The sequence below is a fragment of the Streptomyces sp. NPDC090021 genome (genome assembly GCF_044748225.1).
Taxonomy (GTDB): Bacteria; Actinomycetota; Actinomycetes; order Streptomycetales; family Streptomycetaceae; genus Streptomyces.
This window is the reverse complement of record NZ_JBIVFO010000019.1, coordinates 22756-43277: the sequence shown is the minus strand read 5'-3', so window position 1 is coordinate 43277 and position 20522 is coordinate 22756. Positions and strand designations below refer to the sequence as shown.

At 72.8% G+C, this 20522-nt stretch carries 20 protein-coding genes; 9 read left to right on the top strand and 11 right to left on the bottom strand.

The genetic code is table 11. The annotated features are described in order from the left end of the window. Nucleotides 1-101: 101 nt before the first annotated feature. Nucleotides 102-830 (bottom strand): MerR family transcriptional regulator, encoded by a 729-nt coding sequence (locus ACIPXC_RS17245; protein WP_401618394.1) that lies wholly within the window; start codon nt 828-830, stop codon nt 102-104. A gap of 85 nt (nt 831-915) precedes the next feature. On the opposite strand from ACIPXC_RS17245, the gene ACIPXC_RS17240 reads away from it, so the two are divergent. Beyond that, the gene (locus ACIPXC_RS17240) at nt 916-2757 is read left to right on the top strand and encodes an AMP-dependent synthetase/ligase (RefSeq protein WP_401618391.1); all 1842 of its coding nucleotides are present in this window, start codon (nt 916-918) and stop codon (nt 2755-2757) included. Between the two features lie 131 nt (nt 2758-2888). Here ACIPXC_RS17240 and ACIPXC_RS17235 read toward each other — a convergent pair whose 3' ends face one another. The 5 genes from ACIPXC_RS17235 to ACIPXC_RS17215 all read right to left on the bottom strand — a co-directional run bounded on the left by ACIPXC_RS17235 (nt 2889) and on the right by ACIPXC_RS17215 (nt 5344). Continuing rightward, nucleotides 2889-3200: a hypothetical protein gene (locus tag ACIPXC_RS17235; RefSeq protein WP_401618388.1), complete on the bottom strand. Its 312-nt coding sequence runs from the start codon at nt 3198-3200 to the stop codon at nt 2889-2891. Then, complete coding sequence (locus ACIPXC_RS17230; protein ID WP_401618385.1) at nt 3197-3649, bottom strand: hypothetical protein; 453 nt, start codon at nt 3647-3649, stop codon at nt 3197-3199. The genes ACIPXC_RS17235 and ACIPXC_RS17230 overlap by 4 nt, the downstream gene beginning before the upstream one ends. A 58-nt stretch (nt 3650-3707) precedes the next feature. After that, nucleotides 3708-3863, bottom strand: a complete 156-nt coding sequence (locus tag ACIPXC_RS17225; RefSeq protein WP_401618382.1) for a hypothetical protein — start codon at nt 3861-3863, stop codon at nt 3708-3710. After that, the gene (locus tag ACIPXC_RS17220; protein WP_401618379.1) at nt 3860-4084 is read right to left on the bottom strand and encodes a hypothetical protein; all 225 of its coding nucleotides are present in this window, start codon (nt 4082-4084) and stop codon (nt 3860-3862) included. The genes ACIPXC_RS17225 and ACIPXC_RS17220 overlap by 4 nt, the downstream gene beginning before the upstream one ends. 84 nt (nt 4085-4168) lie before the next feature. Beyond that, nucleotides 4169-5344, bottom strand: a complete 1176-nt coding sequence (locus ACIPXC_RS17215) for a helix-turn-helix domain-containing protein (protein ID WP_401618376.1) — start codon at nt 5342-5344, stop codon at nt 4169-4171. A 113-nt stretch (nt 5345-5457) separates the two neighbouring features. Here ACIPXC_RS17215 and ACIPXC_RS17210 point away from each other — a divergent pair, with 113 nt between their 5' ends. Further along, nucleotides 5458-5991, top strand: coding sequence for a flavoprotein (locus tag ACIPXC_RS17210; protein ID WP_401618373.1), 534 nt, complete (start codon nt 5458-5460; stop codon nt 5989-5991). Between the two features lie 271 nt (nt 5992-6262). Here ACIPXC_RS17210 and sph read toward each other — a convergent pair whose 3' ends face one another. Together sph and ACIPXC_RS17200 are read right to left on the bottom strand one after the other, a co-directional pair. After that, on the bottom strand, nt 6263-7252 hold the full coding sequence (gene sph / locus ACIPXC_RS17205; RefSeq protein ID WP_401618370.1) for a sphingomyelin phosphodiesterase: 990 nt from the start codon (nt 7250-7252) through the stop codon (nt 6263-6265). Between the two features lie 125 nt (nt 7253-7377). Further along, a complete protein-coding gene (locus ACIPXC_RS17200; protein ID WP_401618367.1) occupies nt 7378-7581 on the bottom strand; it encodes a hypothetical protein in 204 nt (67 codons plus the stop codon). A gap of 92 nt (nt 7582-7673) precedes the next feature. Between ACIPXC_RS17200 and ACIPXC_RS17195 the strand changes: the two genes are divergently transcribed. After that, complete coding sequence (locus ACIPXC_RS17195) at nt 7674-8576, top strand: oxygenase MpaB family protein (RefSeq protein WP_401618364.1); 903 nt, start codon at nt 7674-7676, stop codon at nt 8574-8576. A gap of 63 nt (nt 8577-8639) precedes the next feature. Here ACIPXC_RS17195 and ACIPXC_RS17190 read toward each other — a convergent pair whose 3' ends face one another. Beyond that, the gene (locus ACIPXC_RS17190) at nt 8640-10184 is read right to left on the bottom strand and encodes a M1 family metallopeptidase (RefSeq protein ID WP_401618362.1); all 1545 of its coding nucleotides are present in this window, start codon (nt 10182-10184) and stop codon (nt 8640-8642) included. 364 nt (nt 10185-10548) lie between these two features. Between ACIPXC_RS17190 and ACIPXC_RS17185 the strand changes: the two genes are divergently transcribed. From ACIPXC_RS17185 to ACIPXC_RS17165, 5 genes are all read left to right on the top strand, one after another. Then, the gene (locus ACIPXC_RS17185) at nt 10549-11412 is read left to right on the top strand and encodes a hypothetical protein (protein ID WP_401618359.1); all 864 of its coding nucleotides are present in this window, start codon (nt 10549-10551) and stop codon (nt 11410-11412) included. Between the two features lie 84 nt (nt 11413-11496). Continuing rightward, nucleotides 11497-13941: a Tex family protein gene (locus ACIPXC_RS17180; protein WP_401618356.1), complete on the top strand. Its 2445-nt coding sequence runs from the start codon at nt 11497-11499 to the stop codon at nt 13939-13941. A gap of 311 nt (nt 13942-14252) precedes the next feature. Next, nucleotides 14253-14753: a hypothetical protein gene (locus tag ACIPXC_RS17175; RefSeq protein ID WP_401618353.1), complete on the top strand. Its 501-nt coding sequence runs from the start codon at nt 14253-14255 to the stop codon at nt 14751-14753. Continuing rightward, nucleotides 14743-15930, top strand: a complete 1188-nt coding sequence (locus tag ACIPXC_RS17170) for an MAB_1171c family putative transporter (RefSeq protein ID WP_401618350.1) — start codon at nt 14743-14745, stop codon at nt 15928-15930. Before ACIPXC_RS17175 ends, ACIPXC_RS17170 begins: the two co-directional genes overlap by 11 nt. Then, nucleotides 15927-16706 carry an SDR family NAD(P)-dependent oxidoreductase gene (locus tag ACIPXC_RS17165; protein ID WP_401618348.1) on the top strand — a complete coding sequence of 260 codons (780 nt, stop codon included), beginning with the start codon at nt 15927-15929 and terminating at the stop codon, nt 16704-16706. Before ACIPXC_RS17170 ends, ACIPXC_RS17165 begins: the two co-directional genes overlap by 4 nt. Before the next feature lie 153 nt (nt 16707-16859). On the opposite strand, the gene ACIPXC_RS17160 is transcribed toward ACIPXC_RS17165, so the two are convergent. After that, entirely contained in the window at nt 16860-17300 is a 441-nt protein-coding gene (locus ACIPXC_RS17160) for a hypothetical protein (RefSeq protein WP_401618345.1), read from the bottom strand. A 99-nt stretch (nt 17301-17399) separates the two neighbouring features. Here ACIPXC_RS17160 and ACIPXC_RS17155 point away from each other — a divergent pair, with 99 nt between their 5' ends. Continuing rightward, nucleotides 17400-18704, top strand: coding sequence for a cutinase family protein (locus ACIPXC_RS17155; RefSeq protein ID WP_401618342.1), 1305 nt, complete (start codon nt 17400-17402; stop codon nt 18702-18704). A 49-nt stretch (nt 18705-18753) separates the two neighbouring features. Here ACIPXC_RS17155 and abc-f read toward each other — a convergent pair whose 3' ends face one another. Further along, the gene (abc-f, locus tag ACIPXC_RS17150; protein WP_401618339.1) at nt 18754-20391 is read right to left on the bottom strand and encodes a ribosomal protection-like ABC-F family protein; all 1638 of its coding nucleotides are present in this window, start codon (nt 20389-20391) and stop codon (nt 18754-18756) included. Between the last annotated feature and the right edge of the window lie 131 nt (nt 20392-20522).

Here is a 20522-nt window from a genome sequence, read left to right as displayed (position 1 = left end):
CCGACGGCTGTCCCGGACGCTGCCACCGACGGGGTCCCGCACGCGGCCACCGACGGCCGTCCCGGACGCCGCCGGGCCGGCCCGCCCCCGCCCCGGAACCGTCACCCGGGCTCCGGGACGAAGGCCGCGCGCAGCTCCTCCCGTAGCGACCGCTGGAAGGCCGTCACCAGTGCCTGCACCACCATCGGCTGCATGTGCGCCGACAGCGCCTTCATCGACTCCACCCGCTCCGGGTCGCTCTCGCCCTGCGTGAACGGTCCCCACACCTCGTCCCGGAACAGGGCCGTCAGCTCGTGCGCCGCCGACCGGGTGTGCTCCACCAGCACCTTGCGCGCCGCCAGGATCGTCTCGTGCGCGATCGGTACGTCGAGCAGCGCGACCCCCAGCCGCAGCAGTCCCACGTCCACCCGGAACCCGTCCCCCGCCGGGGCGAGCACGTTCATCGCCGCCAGCCGCCGCACGTCGGTGTCCGACAGGTTCCGACCCGCCCGCCTCTCCAGTTCCTCCCGGGAGACCTCCCGGGCCGCGTCGGGGGCCCAACTGGCCACCATGGCCCGGTGGATGGCGAGATCGTGGGCGCTCAGATCGTCGGGCAGGGCGTCCAGGTAGCGCTCGATCGCCGACAGGGTCATGCCCTGGTGCTGGAGCTCCTCGATCAGGGCCAGCCGCGACAGGTGCTCGGGCCCGTAGTGCCCCACCCGACGCGGACCGATCACGGGAGGGGGCAAAAGCCCGCGGGTGCTGTAGAACCGTACCGTGCGCACGGTGACGCCCGCCCGGGCCGCCAGCTCGTCGACGGTGAGCATCGGCTCGGGTGCCTGGTCGGCCATCGTCTGCGCCTCGCTCTCTGCTCCACAGCTTGGGTTCAACAGTATTGCTGTCGCACCAACGATGTGAAACGGCCAGGAGCTGCCCATGACCACGAACCTGCGACTGCCCGGACGACCCGAAGAGATCACCTTCTCCGCCCTGCTGGCCCGCAACGCCGCCGAGCACGGGGACCGCCCCGCCCTCTCCTGGCGCGCCGGGCCCGACGCGGCCGGGTGGACGACGCTCTCCTGGAGCGAGGTCCGCCACAAGGTCGCCGTCCTCGCCGCCGGCTACGCGGCCCTCGGCGTCGAGCGCGGCGAACACGTCCTGCTGATGATGGGCAACCGCCCCGAGCACTGGCTCAGCGACCTCGCCCTCTTCCACCTGGGCGCCGTGCCGGTCACCGTGTACGGGACCTCCGCGCCCGAGCAGATCGCGCACATCGCCCGCCACAGCCGGGCCCGGGTCGCTGTCGTCGAGGGAGCCCGTGAACTCGTCCGGTGGGAGCCCCTGCTGGCCGCCGCCGGCATCCCCCTGGAGCGCCTCGTCGTCGCCGAGGCCGCCGAGGCCGGACGGCACGGCACGTACGCGTCCCTGTACGCGAGCGGCGCCCGGATCCACCGCGCCGACGCCTTCGAGAAGGCCTGGCAGGAGAGCCGACCCGAGGACCCGCTCACCGTCGTCTACACCTCGGGCACCACCGGCGACCCCAAGGGCGTGCGCCTGACCCACCGCAACCTGATCCTGCAGGCGGTCCGCCTCGACGGGCGCGTGGACCTGCCCGAGCACGCCGAGCACATCTGCTACCTGCCCTTCGCGCACATCGCCGAGCGGGTCCTCGGCATCTACCTGCCCCTGCTGAGGGCCTCGCACGTGATGCTCTGCGCCGACCCCACCGCGGTGTCCGCGGCCGTCCGCGAGCTGCGTCCGGTGCAGTTCTTCGGAGTGCCCCGGGTCTGGGAGAAGCTCGCCGCCTCCGTCCGCGCGGTCCTCGCACAGCTCCCGGAGGACCAGCGCCGTGCCATCGAGGAGGCCAACGACCTCGCCCGCGCCCGGTCCGGCCACCACGAGCGGGGCGAGGAGGTGCCCGCCGGACTCGAAGCCTCGTACGCCTCCGCCAAGGAGCGGACCCTGGACCCGCTGCTGCGCATGGCGGGCATGGACCGGCTCGCCTGGACGGCGAGCGCCACCGCGCCCATGCCCATCGACGTCGTCCGCTTCTGGGCCGGCTGGGGCATCACGATCATGGACGCCTGGGGGCTCACGGAGACGGCCGGGGTGTGCACGGTCAACAGCGCCGACGGGTTCCGGCTGGGTTCGGTGGGCCGTCCGATCGAGGGGCTGGAGCTGCGGATCGCCGAGGACGGGGAGGTCCTCACCCGCGGTGCGACCGTCTTCGGCGGCTACCTGCGGCCCGACGGCTCGGTGGAGAGCGCCTGCGACCCGGAGGGCTGGTTCCCCACCGGGGACCTCGGCCGGATCGACGAGGACGGCTTCCTCTGGATCACCGACCGCAAGAAGGAACTGATCATCACGTCCAACGGGAAGAACGTCTCGCCCGCGCTGGTGGAGAACACGGTCAAGGAACACCCCCTGATCGGCCAGGCGCTGGTGCACGGCGACGGCCGCTCCTACCTCGTCGCCCTGCTCGTCCTGGACGCCGAACTGGCTCCGGTCTGGGCGGCCGCCCGGGGTATCGAGGCCGCCTCACCGGGGGCGCTCGCCGAACACCCCGCGGTCCGGGAGGAGATCGCCCGCGCGGTCGAGGCGGCCAACGCGCGGCTCAACCGGACCGAGCAGATCAAACGCTACCGGCTGCTGACCGAGGAATGGGGCCCCGAGAGCGGAGAGCTCACGCCCTCCCTCAAGCTCCGCCGCCGGGTGATCCGCGACAAGTACGGCGCGCTGATCGACGGCCTGTACGAGGAGCCGTACGACCCGGCGTGACCCGAACGCCCGGCCGGCGGGCGGCGAGCGCGCCCGCCGGTCGGGGCGGTTGCGGGCGTTACCGCGCGTGAGCAGCCCCGGCCTGAGGGGGGACTGCCGACTGGGGCGGTCTCATCTCGCCTGCGTGGCGGTTACACCGGCGGGCGGCCGGGGGTCGGGGCGGGCGGCGGTGACGGTAGCGGCGGGCCGGGGTCCGGCGGCAACTGGGGTCCTGAGGGAGATCCGTGCTTGCCCATCTTGAGCTTCCTTCCGTTGAGTCCGTAGATGCCGAGCGGGGGGAACAGGACCACGCGGGCTCGGTAGCCGGCTTCCGCGCAGGGGATGCACAGCAGGTCCCGGCCGTGCCGGTGCTCCATGGTGCGAGCGGCTTCCACCGGCTCCTGCCAGCAGGCCTCGCAGGTTGTGACGTCGGTCGAGGACGTCTTGAACTCGGTGGTGATCACGTCCACAGCTCCCGGGCGGGCTCGAACCCGGCGGCCTCGATGGCGGCCATGGTTCGGTCCCGCCAACCCGGGGTGGGAGCCTCGCTGCCGTTTACGGCCGGGTAGTGGTGGACGAACGTCTCAAGCCCCGCGCAAAGCTCCGCATAGATCGCGGTGTTGCCGATCAGGGCATGCCAGCCGGCATCCACCGGCCCGGACGGGACAAGGCCGACGGACGTGCTGCAGGCCACCGTGGCGACGAACTTGAGCGCTTCGATCACGCGCTGTTCGGCGGCGACCCAGCCGAGTTCGGGGTGCTGGCGGGTGAGTGTCGCGGTGACGATCGTGAAGTCGTCGGGCGAGAGGAGGTCGCGGGCGGGCCGTGGCGGTGCGGTAAGGGTGGCGCCGACGGCGGGCGTCGGTACGTCGCCGCGGCCTGCGGAGCAGGGGGGCGGGGGTGGGCTGGACATGGCTGTCTCTCCTTCGGTGAGGGAGTCGGGGTTCAGCGAGTGCTGAGGACGACAGCAGTCAGGTGATGCCGTGGCGGCCGCCGCGCGGGCAGCCTGGAGCGTGGACCACGGCGCCGCCCTCGGGGCCGCCGATCGGCAGGGGCCGGGCGCCGCACGGGCACGGCTGCGGTGGCTGCTTGGCCGCCCGCTGGTAGATGACCTCGTCGGTTGTCACCGGGGCGCCTCGATGTTCGTGACGGCCGTGGACAACTCGCGGCCGCCGCCGGCCGGTCGGATGTAGGCGATCTCCGCCCAGTGCTCCGGCTGGTCCACGTTGGCCGTGTTCTCCATCAGCACCGCCATGAGGGTTCCCTCGGTGCCGGACGCGATGTCGCGTACCGGCTTCCTGAGGAGCGGGTGCGGGATCTCTGTGTGCGCGTCCTGCGGGGCGGCCATGGTAGGTGCTCCCTACGTCGTCAGTGGGTGGTGAGACCAGCCTGACTCTTCGTAAGGGAGCGAATGCTCACAGAATTGTGAGTGCTACAGCCCGATCCAGCGAGCCATCCCCCCAAGGCCGTCGGGCGTCCGCCGAGACATGTGCACCAGTCCCCGGACCGTGCGCCGCGTTCCCGGCAGATGCCGCGTCTGCTCCGGTGCCACCTTCCGGGCCTGCGCCAGATATCGCAGCGACATCTTCGCAGAGCCCGCCTCCATTTCCACCAGCGCCCGGTCCACGAGGTACCGGGCCCGCCGCGACGTCAGCGTCGAGGCGGGCAGCTTCAGCCTGCGGGCCCGACTGAGAGCCTCGTCGAAGTCGGCCAGCACGATCGACGTGCCGATCTCGTGCAGTCGGACGTTCACCTGCCCGAAGGACAGCCAGTGGACCTCGCCGGCCTCGCCGCCGACGCGGTCGGCGAGCTCTCGGGCCGCGGCCAGGTGCGTTTCGACGGCGCTTCGGTCCCCGTTCTGCGCAGCCACGGTGGCCGCGCCCAGGTGGAGCTGGCCGGTTACCACCACGGCCTCGCGGCTCGTCGCCCCGGCGAGGAGCGCCTGCCCCGACGAGATGAGAGGGAGGGATGTTGCGCACCGCCACAGGGTCGCCCGCTTGTACCGTTGCACGGCCTCCAGGCACGGGTCCGACGCCCGGCCGGCGGCCCATCCCATTCGGTCCAGGGCGACGCGCGCGAGGTCGGGGTGGTCGAGCTTCAGCGCCACGTCGTGTGCGGTGCGGTACGCCGAGGCGAGGGCTTGCCATGCCTGGGTCGACGGCGCCGTCCACGCCGTGTGGGTCAGTTCCAGGATGAGGCTGGGGAGGGTCTTGGCTGCGGCCCGCAGATGGGTGGCTCGGACCTGCTGGCACAGGGCGTCGGCCGCGGCTGCCAGCTCCGGCACCGAGCGGACGGTGGGAAACACGGGGAGCGGGCCGAGGTCGTACCGGTCGAGGGCTTCTCGGATCGGTGCGACCAGAGCAACCAGCCGGTCCGGGGGCAGTGATGTCATGGCAGGGGGTCCTGCCAGCAGGGACGTGTCCACCCTGAGAGCTTGCGCCACCGCCGCCACGAAACCGGGGGTCGCTGCACGTGCGCCGCATTCAACCTGGTTCAAGAGGCTGAGGCTGTAGGGGATACGGTCGGCGAGTTCGCGCTGTGTCAGGCGCGCGAGGCGCCGCTGCTCCTGGATACGGGATCCGGCGTGGTCATCGTTGGGTGCGGGCATGCTGATCTCCGTCCACGACTCGTGAGCATGGACGGTACCGGTGCTCCGTCTCCCGGGTATGCCCTCTCCCCGACTCCTGCCGGATCGAGGGTGATTGCATAGGCTCAGGCGCCATGACGACGAGGACGCTCTACCTGCTCTGCTCGGCCGCGCCGCCCGTGTTCGACATCGCCGGCGTGGTTGAGGATGCCCAAGGCCGCGGCTGGGATGTGTGCCTCGGCCTGACGCCCACCGCCGCCGACTGGTTGGAGGACAGCCTGCCCGGCCTCGCCGCGCTCACCGGGCACCCGGTCCGCAGCCGTTACAAGAGGCCCGGAGACCCTGACGCTTGGCCGAAGGCGGACGCGATCCTCGTCGCGCCGGCGACCTTCAACACCGTGAACGCGTGGGCGCTCGGGCTTACGGACCGGTTCGTCGTCGGGGTGGTTGCCGAGGGCATCGGCAAGGGGATTCCGATGGCGGTCATGCCGTGCGTGAACGCAGCCTACGCCCAGCATCGGGCGCTGGAGCGGTCGTTGGGGGAGCTGAGGGAGATGGGCGTGGCGGTGCTGTACGGCGAGGGTGGGTTCGTGCCCAACCAGCCCGGCGAGAAGGTCCCCTATCCGTGGGGGCTCGCCCTTGACGCCGTAGACGGCCTCGGCCGGTAGGTGAGATGCGGGGCCGTGGTGTCCAGGCGGGGAGGTCCGGGACTGCTGAGACCGCCCGGGAGGCCAGTCGGCCTCAGCCCCGGCCGGGGGGGGGGGGGCGCGGCCCCCCCCCCCCGGGGGGGGGGGGGGCGCCCCGGGCCCGGGGGGGGGGGGGTGGGTGTGTGGTTTGGGGTGGGGGGGGGGGGGGGGGGGGGCCCGGGGGGGGGGGGCGCGCGCCCCCCCCGGGGGGGGGGGCCCCCCCCCCCCCCCCCCCCCGGCCCGGGACGGGGCGTCAGCGTCCGATCACGGGGTAGTGGTCGGAGAGGTTGGTGTAGGTGTAGGAGGTGCCCCAGCTGGAGACCGTCCAGGGCGCCGACTCCTCCTTGACCACGTTGTTCTCCCAGCCCGCCGGACGGGCGTGGCCCTTGCGGTGGAGCACGTAGTCCAGGTCCTCGCGCGGGTCCGACGGGTAGCGGTACTTCGCTATCGAGTTCAGTGCGGTGTCGAAGGAGTACGGGTGGCCCGTGCGCGTGTCGGAGTCGGCGAGGTCGGCGTCGGCGAGCATCGTCGCGTACTCGGGGGTGCGCGAGTCGACGTTGAAGTCGCCCGCCACGATGACCTGCTCGTTCGCCGGGATGTTCTTGCCGTCCAGGAAGGCGTCCAGGGCCCGGAACTGACGGGCGCGCATCTGCGCGGCCTCGCCGGCTCCGCAGCCCGGGTCGGTGGACTGCGCGTGCGTGCCGACCACGTGCACCTTCGTGCCGTTCACGTTCAGCACGACGTAGGCGAAGCCCTTGTTGGACCACCAGTCGGCGCCGCAGGCGTCCTTGTAGACGAACTGCTCCTTGCGGACGATCGGCCACTTGCTGAGGACCGTGACGCCGCCGTCCTCCGGGGTGGTGGAGGAGTAGGCGCCGCTCGTGGCGTCCCAGCCGCTCTTGCTGCGGCCGACGACCGGGGTCTGGTACGGGTACTGCGCGGCGGAGTTCGCCTTCAGCGCGTCCGAGGAGCTGTTGTCGAAGGCCTCCTGGAGCACGACCACGTCGTGGCCCTGGTAGAAGGAGGTCCTGGGGATCTGCGCGGCCCGGTGGTCCTGGCCCCAGTTCGGGTAGAGGTTCTTGCTCATCAGGAACACGTTGTACGACAGGACGCTGAGCCGGGGGGCGGCGGCGTTCTCCGCGGCGACGGCGGCGGGAGCGGTGGTGGCTGCCAGGGCGCCTGCGGCGATCGCCGCGACGGCCGCGGCTGCGGCCCGGTGGCGGCGGTGGGAGGTGTGCAGCATGGGGTCTCCATCATTCCTGCGCGGGAAGATCGGCCCCGTCATCCAAGCAGCCGCGGTTACCTCTGGGTAACACCCGTGCAGCCACTTTCTGTCCGGGCCGCGACGATCACACGGCGCGCCTGTCGTCACTCCTCGGGAGGGGTCCAGGTGAAGCCGGCGAGACCCCCCGCGGCCTCCTCACGGACCGCCCGGCGACGGCGCCGCAGCACCAGGTGCAGCACGACGACGATGCCCCCGGCGACCGCGCAGACGAGGGCGGCGGTCACCGCGGCGACCGCGAGCAGGTGAGGCAGGAGGGCTTCCCACCATGCCGAGGGAGACAGGTCCATGGCCGCAGGATGGCGTGCGGACCGGCCCGCCGGAAGGGCTTCGGCGCAGGTCATACTGGGAAGCGGAAGAGATCGACTGCTTGGGGGCGCGCATGACCGGGAACGACCGACGGGCCGCGCGGGGAACACCGGGTACGTCGGCCGCCCGCACCGACCCCGCACCGCCACCGCCCGGCGGGGTGCTGTGGACCATCGCCGGTGACATCCGCGCCCTGCTGATGCTGCCCGCAGCCTTCACGATGCAGGTCGCGCACCCGGCCGTCGCCGCCGGCGTCGACCAGTACTCCGTCTTCCGCACCGACCCCTGGGGCCGCGGCGAACGCTCCCTGCGCTCGGTCCAGCTGTGGGTGTACGGCGGCGAAGAGGCCGCCGAGGAGGGCCGCCGGGTCCGCCGCCTGCACAAGGACATCCAGGGCACCGACACCCGGGGCCGCCGCTACCACTCCCTCGACCCGGCCTGCTACGCCTGGGTCCACGCCACCGGCTTCCCGGTCTACCTCTACGCCGGGCGCTACCTGCTGCGCCGCTTCACCCCCGCCCAGGAGCAGCAGCTCTACCGCGAATGGCTGCAGGTCGGCCGGATCCTCGGCCTGCGCGACCGGGACATGCCGCAGACCATCGAGGAGTACTGGACGTACTGGGGCCGGATGCTGGCCGAGGAGATCGAGCCGACCGCGGTCGCCCGCGAGCTGGTCGCCACCGACGTGCCGCTGCCCCGGCCCGAGGGCGGGCCGCTCCCCGTACGGCTGCTGCTGCGGCTGACCTGGCCGGTGCTGCGGGCGGCGTTCCTGCGGCTGCGGGCCTTCGTCACCGCCGGGTACATGCCGCCCGAGGCGCGCGCCGCGATCGGGCTGGCGTGGAGCCCGGCCCAGGAGCGCAGGCTCCGCCGGTTCAGCACGGCCGTACGGATCCTCGTACCGCTGCTGCCCGAGCGGCTGCGCTACCTGCCGATCGCCTACCGGGCGCGCGCCGCCTGGCACGCGGGACGCCGCTGACGACAGTGCACGCGGCCCCCGCGAGCAGCGGGAGCCGCGTGCGGGGCGCCGGCCGGCGCGGGCTCAGTGCCGGTGGCCGGGACCGGAGCCGTGCCCGGTGTCGTGGATGGTGTTCGTCTCCGCGATCTTCTTCCACGACTTGGGCTCGGCGGCGGGCTTCGCGGGGGCGGACCGCGCCGACCGGGCCGTCTGCTGCGCGGCCGCCGGGTTCAGTGCCGACGCCTCGGGCCTGCCCGGGGTGTAGAGCCAGGTCTCGAACAGCTGGGCCAAGGGCTTGCCGGAGACCTTCTCGGCGTACCGGACGAAGTCCCCGACCGCGGCGTTGCCATAGGCGCGCTCGGTCGGCCAGCCCCGCAGGATCCGGAAGAACTTCTCGTCGCCGATCGCATTGCGCAGCGCCTGGAGGGCGATCGCGCCGCGGTCGTAGACGGCCCCGTGGAACTGGTTCTCCGGACCGGGGTCACCCGGCTTGACCTGCCAGAAGGCATCCTCCGTCGGGCGCAGGGAGTACGCCCAGTCGGCGAGCTCCTGAGCGGTGCCCTCGCCCTCCTTCTCCGACCACAGCCACTGGCTGTAGCGGGCGAAGCCCTCGTTGATCCAGATGTCCTTCCAGCCCTCCACGGACACGCTGTCGCCGTACCACTGGTGCGCCAGCTCGTGCACGACCACCGAGACGTTCGAGCCGTTGTTGAACAGGCGCGGACCGTAGAACGGCCGCGTCTGGGTCTCCAGGGCGAAGCCGGCGCTCACGTTCGGCACATAGCCCCCCAGCGCGTTGAAGGGGTACGGCCCGAAGACCCCCTCCAGCCATTCGGTGACCTCGCCGGTCCGCTCCACGCTCGCGCGCGCCGCGCCCGCGTTGTCGCCGAGGTCCTTGCTGTAGGCGTTGACGATCGGCAGCCCGCTCGCCGTCCGGTCGGTGGTGATGTCGAACCTGCCGACGGCGAGGGTGGCCAGATAGGTGGCCTGCGGCTTGTTGGAGCGCCAGTTGTACCGGGTCCAGCCGAGCCGCGAAGTCTGCGACTGGAGCACGCCGTTGCTGATGGCCTGGGTGCCGTCGGGCACGTTGACCGAGACGTCGAAGGTGGCCTTGTCCAGCGGGTGGTCGTTGCTGGGGAACCACCAGACGGCCGAGTCGGGCTCCTGCGCCGCCACGCCGCCGTCCGGGGTGCGGTGCCAGGCGGTCCAGCCGTCGATCTTCAGCTCGGAGGGCTTGCCGGCGTACGTGACGACGATGGTCAGCGGGCTGTTGCGCGCCAGCGGCCTGGCCGGGGTGACCTCCACCTCGTGGGTGCCGGAGGTGGCGAACTTCGCCCTGGCGCCGTTGACCCGGATCTCACTGACCTTCAGGCCGAAGTCCAGGTTGAAACGGGACAGGTCCTGCCGGGCGGTGGCGATCAGGGTCGCGGTGCCCTCCAGCAGGTCTGTCGTCGGCTGGTACTTCAGGCGCAGGTCGTAGTGCGACACGTCGTATCCGCCGTTGCCGCTGGCCGGGTAGTAGGGATCGCCGATACCCGGGGCGCCCGGACCGGAGCTCGCCGCCGACGCCGGGATCACCAGCAGGAGGGAGGCGGCGAGCACGCTCGGGACGATGACTTTGCGGTGCACGAATGGCTCCAAGTGGTAGGGGAGACAGCTCGGTTCAAGGTCGTCGCTCGACCGTATTCACCCCTGGCCCCGCAGGTCGTGTCCATGGCCCGCACTGTCACACGATCGCCATTCGGCCGTCACGCTTCCGCGCGGGGAACGGTCGCGAGCGCGCCGAGCCGCCGCCGCCCACCCCGTCGCACTCGCCCGGCCTGCGCCCCGGCCGCCCGGCGCCCGCCCCCGGCGGCCCGCCGGACCTCCCGGCCCCGCCCGCGGGAAAGTCCGGATCGAACCACCGGCCCGCGGCCCGGGGCCGGCCGGCGGTTCCCGACCGGCTCCGTGACCGGTCTATCCGACATACCGAACAGTCGGTAATGTGCCGCGCATGACCCTTCACCCGCTCGCCGCGCGCCGCTGCTGGCATGCCGCCATCAACCCGCTGCACGCCATCGTCTACTTCTCGCCGGAGATCGCCGAGGAGTTCGCCGCACGGGGTGTGACCGACCCGGTCGCCGTCAACCTGGCGCACCGCTCCGCCGCGATGGGCGCCGTCGGGGCCGGTGCGGTCACCGCCACCTTCTACAACTACCGGCACGACCTCGTCGCCCGGCACCTGCCCGCCGTCTGGGACACCGTCACCCCCGCCCAGGCCCTCGCCGCCCGGCTGCGCGCCGCCGACGCCGCCCTCACCCGCCTCCTCGGCGCCGACACCGTGAAGTCCCCCGAGGTGGCCGAGGCCGCCGACCTGGCGATGCGTGCCACCGAGGGCTGCACCCGGCACGCCCGCACCCTGTACGCCGCCCACGCCGACCTCCCCGTACCCGAAGAACCGCACCTGCGGCTGTGGCACGCCACCACCCTGCTGCGCGAGCACCGCGGCGACGGCCACCTCGCCGCCCTGCTCCTCGCGGGCCTGGACCCCGTCGAGGCGCTGGTCAGCCACACCGCCACCGGCAAGGGCATGACCCCGAAGTGGCTCAAGGCCATGCGCGGCTGGGCGCAGGACGACCTCGACGCAGCGGCCGGCCGGCTGCGCGAACGCGGCGTGCTCGACGACGCCGGCGAGCTGACCGAGGAGGGCACGGCCCTGCGCGAACGGCTGGAGAGCGACACCGACCGCCTCGACGCCGGCCCCTACGAGCACCTCGGCGCGGACGGCCTGGCCCGCCTCACCGACCTCGGCGGCGCCCTCGTCGTCAAGGCCGTGACCGCCGGGGCCTTCCCGAAGGACCTCATGGGCAGGGCCTGACGGGCAGGGCTCCCGCCGTCCGTCACGACCACCTGCCACAATTGGCAGCCTTCCAGTGCAAACGAAGGCAGGCGGGACCCGATCGTGACGATGTCCATCGAAGGCAGGATCGCCGAGGAGCTCGGCGTACGGGAGCGGCAGGTCAAGGCCGCCGTCGAGCTGCTCGACGGCGGCTCCACCGTGCCGTTCATCGCGCGCTACCGCAAGGAAGCGACCGAGATGCTCGACGACGCCCAGCTGCGCACCCTGGAGGAGCGGCTGAGGTATCTGCGCGAGCTGGAGGACCGGCGCGCGGCGATCCTGGACTCCGTACGGGAGCAGGGCAAGCTCGACGCCGAGCTGGAGGCCCGGATCAACGCGGCCGACACCAAGGCGCGCCTGGAGGACATCTACCTCCCCTTCAAGCCCAAGCGGCGCACCAAGGCGCAGATCGCCCGCGAGGCCGGCCTGGAGCCGCTCGCCGACGGCCTGCTGGCCGACCCGTCGGTGGACCCGGCGGCAGCGGCGGCCGCGTTCGTCGACGCCGACCGGGGCGTCGCCGACCCGGCGGCGGCCCTGGAGGGCGCCCGCGCCATCCTCACCGAGCGGTTCGCCGAGGACGCCGACCTGATCGGCGAGCTCCGCGAACGCATGTGGGGCCGCGGCCGGCTCGCCGCGAAGGTCCGCGAGGGCAAGGAGGAGGCCGGCGCGAAGTTCGCCGACTACTTCGACTTCGCCGAGCCGTTCACCGCGCTGCCCTCGCACCGCGTGCTCGCCATGCTCCGCGGCGAGAAGGAGGACGTCCTCGACCTCAACCTGGAGCCCGAGGCCCCCGAGGACGCCGACACCCCCGGCCCCTCCACGTACGAGGGCATGATCGCGCGCCGGTTCGGCGTCGCGGATCGCGGCCGTCCCGGGGACAAGTGGCTCGCGGACACCGTCCGCTGGTGCTGGCGCACCAAGGTCCAGGTGCACCTCGGCATCGACCTGCGGATGCGGCTGCGCCAGGCCGCCGAGGACGAGGCCGTACGGGTCTTCGCGTCGAACCTGCGCGACCTGCTGCTCGCGGCGCCCGCCGGCACCCGCGCCACGCTCGGCCTCGACCCGGGCTTCCGTACCGGTGTGAAGGTGGCCGTCGTGGACGCCACCGGCAAGGTCGTGGCCACCGACGTCATCCACCCGCACGTGCCCGCCAACCGGTGGGACGAGTCCCTCGCCAAGCTGGCCCGCCTCGCGAAGGAGCACGCGGTCGAGCTGGTCGCCATCGGCAACGGCACCGCCTCCCGCGAGACCGACAAGCTGGCCGGGGACCTCATCACCCGGCACCCGGAGCTGGGGCTCACCAAGGTGATGGTCTCGGAGGCGGGCGCCTCCGTGTACTCGGCCTCCGCCTTCGCCTCGCAGGAACTGCCCGGCATGGACGTGTCGCTGCGCGGCGCCGTCTCCATCGCCCGCCGCCTGCAGGACCCGCTGGCCGAACTGGTCAAGATCGACCCGAAGTCGATCGGCGTCGGCCAGTACCAGCACGACCTGTCCGAGGTGAAGCTGTCCCGCTCCCTCGACGCGGTGGTCGAGGACTGCGTGAACGGCGTCGGCGTCGACGTCAACACCGCCTCCGCGCCGCTGCTGTCGCGGGTCTCCGGCATCAGCGGGACCCTCGCGGAGAACATCGTCGCGCACCGCGACGCCAACGGCCCCTTCCGCAGCCGCAAGGGCCTCAAGGACGTGGCCCGCCTCGGCCCCAAGGCGTACGAGCAGTGCGCGGGCTTCCTGCGCATCCGCGGCGGCGACGACCCGCTGGACGCCTCGGCCGTGCACCCCGAGGCGTACCCGGTGGTGCGGGCGATGGGGAAGACGGCGGGCGGCGAGGTGGCCGCGCTGATCGGCAACACGGGGGTCCTGCGCTCGCTGCGGCCCGAGCAGTTCGTCACCGAGGCCTTCGGCCTGCCCACGGTCACCGACATCCTGCGCGAGCTGGAGAAGCCGGGGCGCGACCCGCGACCCGCCTTCAGGACGGCGACCTTCAAGGAGGGCGTCGAGAAGATCGGCGACCTGGCCCCCGGGATGATCCTGGAGGGCGTGGTCACCAATGTGGCCGCCTTCGGCGCCTTCATCGACATCGGCGTCCACCAGGACGGTCTGGCGCACGTCTCGGCACTGTCGAAGAACTTCGTCAAGGACCCCCGGGACGTGGTCAAGCCGGGTGACATCGTCCGCGTCAAGGTCATGGACGTGGACATCCCGCGCAAGCGGATCTCGCTGACCCTGCGGCTGGAGGACGAGGCCGGAGCCGAGCGCGGTGCCCCGCGCCAGCGCGAGGAGCGGCGAGGCGGCGGCCGACCCCCGCAGCAGCGCGGCGGAGCGGGCGGCCAGGGCGGCGGCGGCAGGAACCAGGGCGGCGGCAGGAACCAGGGCGAGCGCGGCCAGGGCCAGGGCGGCGGCCAGAGCCGTCGGCAGGGCGCCGGAGCCCCCGCGCCCGCGAACAGCGCCATGGCCGACGCCCTGCGGCGGGCCGGCCTGACCGGCCCCGAGGAGCGCCGCAACCGGTGACCCGGGGCCTCGGCGGTGTGCGGGAGCGGTTGCGCACACCGCCAGGGGCGGCGGCCTCCGGCCACCCGGCGCGTGAGCACCTCCGTACGTGATGGCCGAATAGGTTCCCCACCTGGGGACTTTCCTTGCCAACTCCCGTACAAGATCTGTAGGCATGGTGGAACGCCCGTTCGTCACCCGGCGGACGGGCTTCCGTGTTTCTCCCCCTCAGGACCGCATTCCCCGAGGCCGCCTTGAAGGCACAGGACGTCATGCCCATGCCCACACACGCCTACCGACGCTGCCCCGGAAAGGCTCCGAAGAGGGATCACATGTCCCACCGGCAACTCAGCATTCGTAAAAGGTGCGAGAACATTCTCGGCCATCTGGATCTGACCCATCCGTTCTCCCTCGACGCCCTGTGCGGGCGGATAGCCGAGCAGCGCGGCCGCCCCATCCGGCTCCACCCCCTCCCCAAGGAGGCGGCGGAATCCGGGGTCTGCGGACTGTGGGTGGGCACGGCCAGCGTCGACTACGTCTTCTACGAGGCGCAGACCACCCCGCTGCACCGGGAGCACATCGTCCTCCACGAGCTCGGACACATCCTCTTCGGACACAACTCGCTGGAGGGCGAGGAGACCGACGACGGCGCCCCGGTCGTACTGGGCCGCACCAACTACACCACCCGCCAGGAACAGGAGGCGGAGATGCTCGCCAGCATGATCCGCATCCGTACCGCGAACACCGGCCCGCGCACCCCCGCCCGGGACCGCGGCACCCTCGCCCGGCTGGAGTCCGCCATGGGGTACGAGCGGGGCACCGATGGCGGCTGACCTGACCGACTTCGGCAACTGGCTCGCCGTCCCGAGCGTGGTGTTCCTGTGGGCCGCCGTCCTGCTGCGCGCCCCGGGCGCCCTGCGCTCGCCCCAGCAGCGCGGCCTGTGGCTGGCCGTCGCGACCGCCGCCGCCGCGATGACCCTGAACCTGCCCGACGTCGTCTCCTACGCGATGGGCCGGGGCGCGGCCTACGCCCACTCCATCGGCCTCGTCCGCAACCTCATCGGGGTGCTGTCGGCGGGCGCCGTGCTCTACTTCGTCGCCGCCACCACCCGCGGCCGCCGCCTCCAACTGGCCTCCTGCGCCGCCACGGCGGCCTGGCTGACCGCCCTCGTGGCCCTGGACGCCGCCGCACCCGGCCACGGCACCCACACCATGCCCCCGGTCGGCGACCCGGTGCCCTCCCTCGCGTACTGGCTCGTGCTGATCTCCGCCCACGTGATCGCCAACACCGTCTGCGTCTCGCTGTGCTGGCGCTACAGCCGGCGCACCGAGAGCCGTGGACTGGCCGCCGGCCTGCGCCTGTTCGGCCTCGGCACCGCGCTCGCCGGACTGTTCTGGCTCGCCTACCTCGTCAAGGCGCTGTTCGCCAGCACCTGGGCCATGCCCGCCCTCCCGCTGCTGATGAACCTGCACGGCGTGCTGCGCGCCGCCGCGATCCTCGTGCCCACCCTGTTCACCCTCCGGCGCGGCTTCGCCGACATCGCCACCGCCTGGCGGCTGTGGCCCCTGTGGCGCGACCTCGTCGACGCCGTCCCGCACGTCGCCCTCAACAAGCCGCGCTCCGGCCGGGTGGCCGAGCTGCTGTGGCCACCGGTCCCGCGCAACCTGCTGGTCTACCGCAAGGTCATCGAGACGCGCGACGCCATCCTGGTCCTGGGGGAGTACGTCGGGCCGGGCGCCCTGGAGCAGGCCCGCGGCCGGGCCGCCGAGCACGGGATCCCCGAGCAGCGGCGCACCGCGGCCGCACTGGCCCGCGTACTGCGGGACGCCCGGCGGGCCAAGCTCGCCGGGCTGCCCGGGCGGCCGGGCGAGGCGGCCGCACTGGAACTGCCCGCCGCCATCCAGAGTTCGAACGAAGGCGGGGACCTGGCGGACGAGGCGCGGTTCCTCGTCGACGTCGCCGAGGCCTACGCCGCGCCGGCCACCACCGAGGAAGTGAACGCGCCGTGACCACCGTACTGATCACCGGAGCCAGCGCCGGACTGGGCGCCGCCTTCGCCCGGGGATTCGCCGCCAAAGGCTGCGACCTCGTCCTCGTCGCCCGGGACAAGGACCGGCTGGGCGCCGTCGCCGACGCGCTGGCCCGCGAGTACGGCACCGCCTGCGAGGTGCTGCCCGCCGACCTGCTGGACCCGGCGGACCTCGACGAGGTCGCCGGGCGGCTCGCCGACCGCACCCGGCCCGTGGACATCCTGGTCAACAACGCGGGCTTCGGGCTCCCCGCGCCCTTCCCGTACAGCCCGGTCGAGGACGAGGAGCGGATGCTCGACCTCCTCGTCAAGGTCCCGCTGCGGCTCACCCATGCCGCGCTGCCCGGTCTGCGCGAGCGCCGCCGCGGGGGCGTCGTCAACGTCTCCTCGGTGGCCGGGCTGCTGCCCACGGGCACCTACGGGGCCGCCAAGGCCTGGGTCACCGCGTTCAGCGAGTCCCTGCGGGTGGACATGGAGCCGTACAACGTGCGGGTGCTGGCCGTCGTCCCCGGCTTCACCCGCACCGAGTTCCAGGAACGCGCCGGGATGGACGTCAGCGCGCTGCGCGACGCGGTCTGGCTGGAACCGGAAGCCGTCGTGGAGCAGGCGCTCAGGGACCTCGCCCTGCGCCGTCCGGTCAGCATCACCGGCCGCCGCTACCAGGCCTACGCCCTCGCCGTCCGCCACCTCCCGCGCGCCTTCGTCGCCCGGAGAATGGCCCGCACGCGCAGGCCCCCGGCCGGTCCGGACGCATGACGGGCGGCCTGGACGGGGCCTGTCATACCCTGCGCTCCGGTTCCGGCGCCCGCCACGAGTTGCCGCGGGCCGACGACGTGTGCGCGCCGAACCCGCGGCGGGCTCCTGCGAGGGCGCGCCGCCCGGGCGTCCGGGCGGGCGGCGGGATCCGGCTCAAGGCTCCTGCGGGCCGTGCCGGTCGAGCTGGTCCTGGAGGTCGTCCCAGCGGATCGTCTCCCAGCGTTCGGTCAGGGCGGACAGCAGACGTCGGGAGTCCTCGGCGTCGAGGTCGGGCAGGGTCAGCGTGCGTGCCTGCCGTGCTCTGCGTTCGAAGCCCTCGCAGAGCAGGGCCAGGGTCTCGGCCTTGCGGGCCTGGTCGGCGGGGCGGCTGAACCCCAGGACGGCTCCCAGCGCGGAGGAGGCGAGGGCGAGCACGGCGGCCGGCCCCTGGTACTGCTCCGCGGCCAGGACGGTGACCCCGGCCAGCGCCGAGAGGACCGCCACGGTCAGCCCCGCCCATGTTTCGACGAAGCGCCACCACACCGCCCAGCTCCGCTGCCCGCGCGCGGTCTTCGTGGCTTGCTCCTCCAGCGAGGAGATCTCCCCGGCGGTCATGCCGCGCACGGTGTGCGCCAGGTCTGTCTCTCCGGCAACGCCCTCGCTACGCTCGGTAGCACGAGCACGAGCACGGACCTCGGGGGGAGAGGTGGAGTCGTGATCCGCAGAAGGTGTCTGGTTTTCCTGGTCCTGATCGGGCTCGCGCTGACGGGGTGTTCCCGTGAAACCGTCGGACAGGGCCCCTCCCGGCGCTACGGCAAGCTCACCCAGGACTGCTCGGAGGAGTACATCGTGGTGTTCGCCCGTGGATCGAGTCAACCCCAGGAGGTGTCGGGGCAGCCCGAGACCCGACGCTTCTTCGACGCGATCGACGAGGTGATCCGCCACGAGGCGAAGATCGGGTTCGTCTCGGTGGAGTACCCGGCGCGCGGCGGGCACACCGGCAACTGGGAGGCGTACCGCAACCAGGCCACGTCCGGTTCCTACCACGACAGTCGGGCTGCCGGCTCGGAGGCGGCGGCCCGTCTGCTGAACGACCGCTCCGCGCACTGCGACGGGCTCGAAGCGGGGACGAAGGGGCGCGCCCGGCAGTGGTTCATCCTCGGCGGCTACTCGCAGGGAGCGCACGTCATGCGCGAAGCGCTCTTCCGGTTGACCGACTCGGCCAGGCAACGGGTGCTCTACGTCGCCCTGTTCGGCGACCCCACCTTCCGGGACTCGAAGATCGCCGCCGGCAGCCGCCAGAAAGGCGCCCACGGCGTCTTCGGCGGGCCGGAACAGCAGGTCCCGGCGGACCTCGCGGACAACGCCGAGTCGTACTGCGACGGTCGGGACCTGTTCTGCGGCGGTGGCCGGGAGCTGGGCGCTCTGGCGGCCAGCCAGGCAAAGGACATCCTGCTCAGCGCGGTGGGCCGGCAGTCGGCACACGCCCTCTACCCCTTCGAGGAGATGTACGAGGCGGCCGCCCGGTACCTCAGGCGGCGGACCGTGCCCTTCGCCCTGCCCCACATCGACATCAACAGCGGGCAGTTCGCCGGCCGGTACCAGGGGACCGCCGGATGCGAGTGGAGCGGCGAGGTGAGCTACTCCGATCCCGGGCTGATGATGTACCTGACCCTCGACATCACCCCGGAGGGCACCGACCTCAGCGGTACCGAACGGGTCGACCGCCTCACAGCGGTGCTCACCTACGAGGACACCGGCCAGCCTCGGCGCAACCGCCTGGGGCAGGCACAGCTGACGGGGAGCGCACGGGAAGGAAGCGTCGACCTCAAGCACCAGAAGTGGCTCAGCGGCGGCAAGGGCGTGACACCCCTGGACATCGTCGCCGAGGCCTCGTTCCGGGTGACGGGGGACGGGCCGGTCGGCAAGGCCAAGAAGCTGGCCGCTCTCGCCACCCCGCTCTCCGGCCACCAGGGCTGCTTCTACCGGTTGGGCGACACGGTCCGCACCGGCCAGTGAACGGCGGCCGGGGGGCCTTGCCGCCCCCGCCCCGAACCGGACGCCCGCCCTACAGCTCGGTGACCCTGCCGCCGCAGACCTCCAGGCGGCGGGTCACCTGGACCGCGTCGAGCATCCGGCGGTCGTGCGTGACCAGCAGGAGCGTGCCCTCGTACGCCTCCAGCGCGGACTCCAACTGCTCGATCGCCGGCAGGTCGAGGTGGTTGGTCGGCTCGTCCAGGACCAGCAGGTTCACCCCGCGGCCCTGGAGCAGCGCGAGCGCGGCGCGGGTGCGCTCACCGGGGGAGAGGGTCGCCGCCGGACGCAGGACGTGCGCCGCCTTGAGGCCGAACTTGGCCAGCAGGGTGCGCACTTCGGCGGGCTCGGTGTCCGGGACGGCCGCGCAGAAGGCCTCCAGCAGCGGTTCGTCGCCGAGGAACAGGCCGCGCGCCTGGTCGACCTCGCCCACCAGGACGCCGGAGCCAAGGGTGGCCGAGCCGGAGTCCGGGGCCAGCCGGCCCAGGAGCACGGCGAGGAGAGTGGACTTGCCGGCGCCGTTCGCCCCGGTGATCGCCACCCGGTCGGCCCAGTCGATCTGCAGGCTGGCCGGGCCGAAGGCGAAGTCCCCGCGCTTGACGGCCGCCTCGCGCAGGGTGGCCACCACGGAGCCCGAGCGCGGGGCCGCCGCGATCTCCATCCGCAGCTCCCACTCCTTGCGCGGCTCCTCGACGACCTCCAGCCGCTCGATCGCGCGCTGCGTCTGGCGGGCCTTGGCGGCCTGCTTCTCGCTGGACTCGCCGCGCAGGGCCTTGCCGATCTTGTCGTTGTCGGTGGACTTGCGGCGCGCGTTGCGCACGCCCTTGTCCATCCAGTTGCGCTGCATCTGGGCCCGGCCTTCGAGCGCGGCCTTCTTGTCCGCGTACTCCTCGTACTCCTCACGCGCGTGGCTGCGGGCCCGGGCCCGCTCCTCCAGGTAGGAGTCGTAGCCGCCGCCGTAGAGGTTGATCTGCTGCTGTGCCAGGTCGAGTTCGAGGACCTTGGTGACGGTCCGGGTCAGGAACTCGCGGTCGTGGCTGATCACGACGGTGCCGGCCCGCAGCCCCTTGACGAACCGCTCCAGCCGCTCCAGACCGTCCAGGTCCAGGTCGTTGGTGGGCTCGTCCAGCAGGAAGACGTCATAGCGCGAGAGGAGGAGCGAGGCCAGCCCCGCACGGGCCGCCTGACCGCCCGAGAGCGCCGTCATCGGCAGGTCGAGGCCGACCGAGAGGCCGAGGTCGTCGGCGACCTCCTCGGCGCGCTCGTCGAGGTCCGCGCCGCCCAGGTCCAGCCACCGGTCGAGCGCGGTCGCGTACGCGTCGTCCGCACCCGGCGTCCCGTCCACCAGGCCCTGCGTCGCCGTGTCGAGCTCCGTCTGGGCGGCGGCCACGCCCGTACGCCGGGCCAGGAACTCCCGGACCGACTCCTGCGGACGGCGCTCCGGCTCCTGCGGGAGGTGGCCGACGGCAGCGGTGGGAGGGGAGAGCCGCAGCTCCCCGGTCTCGGGGGTGTCCAGCCCCGCGAGCAGCCGCAGCAGGGTCGACTTCCCGGCGCCGTTCACGCCGACGAGGCCGATGACGTCGCCGGGTGCGACGACGAGGTCGAGATCGGCGAACAGCGTGCGCTCGCCGTGCGCGGCGGTGAGCTTCTTGGCGACGAGGGTTGCAGTCATGATGTGCCGATCCTATCGGCGCGCGGACCCGGCCCCGGATGACGGTGGCGGGCGGGCCACCCCGAAGGGTCGCTCTGCGTGAAGGTGTGAACACGATAGGTTCGCACCGGTCCGGAGTGGGGGTGCGGGAA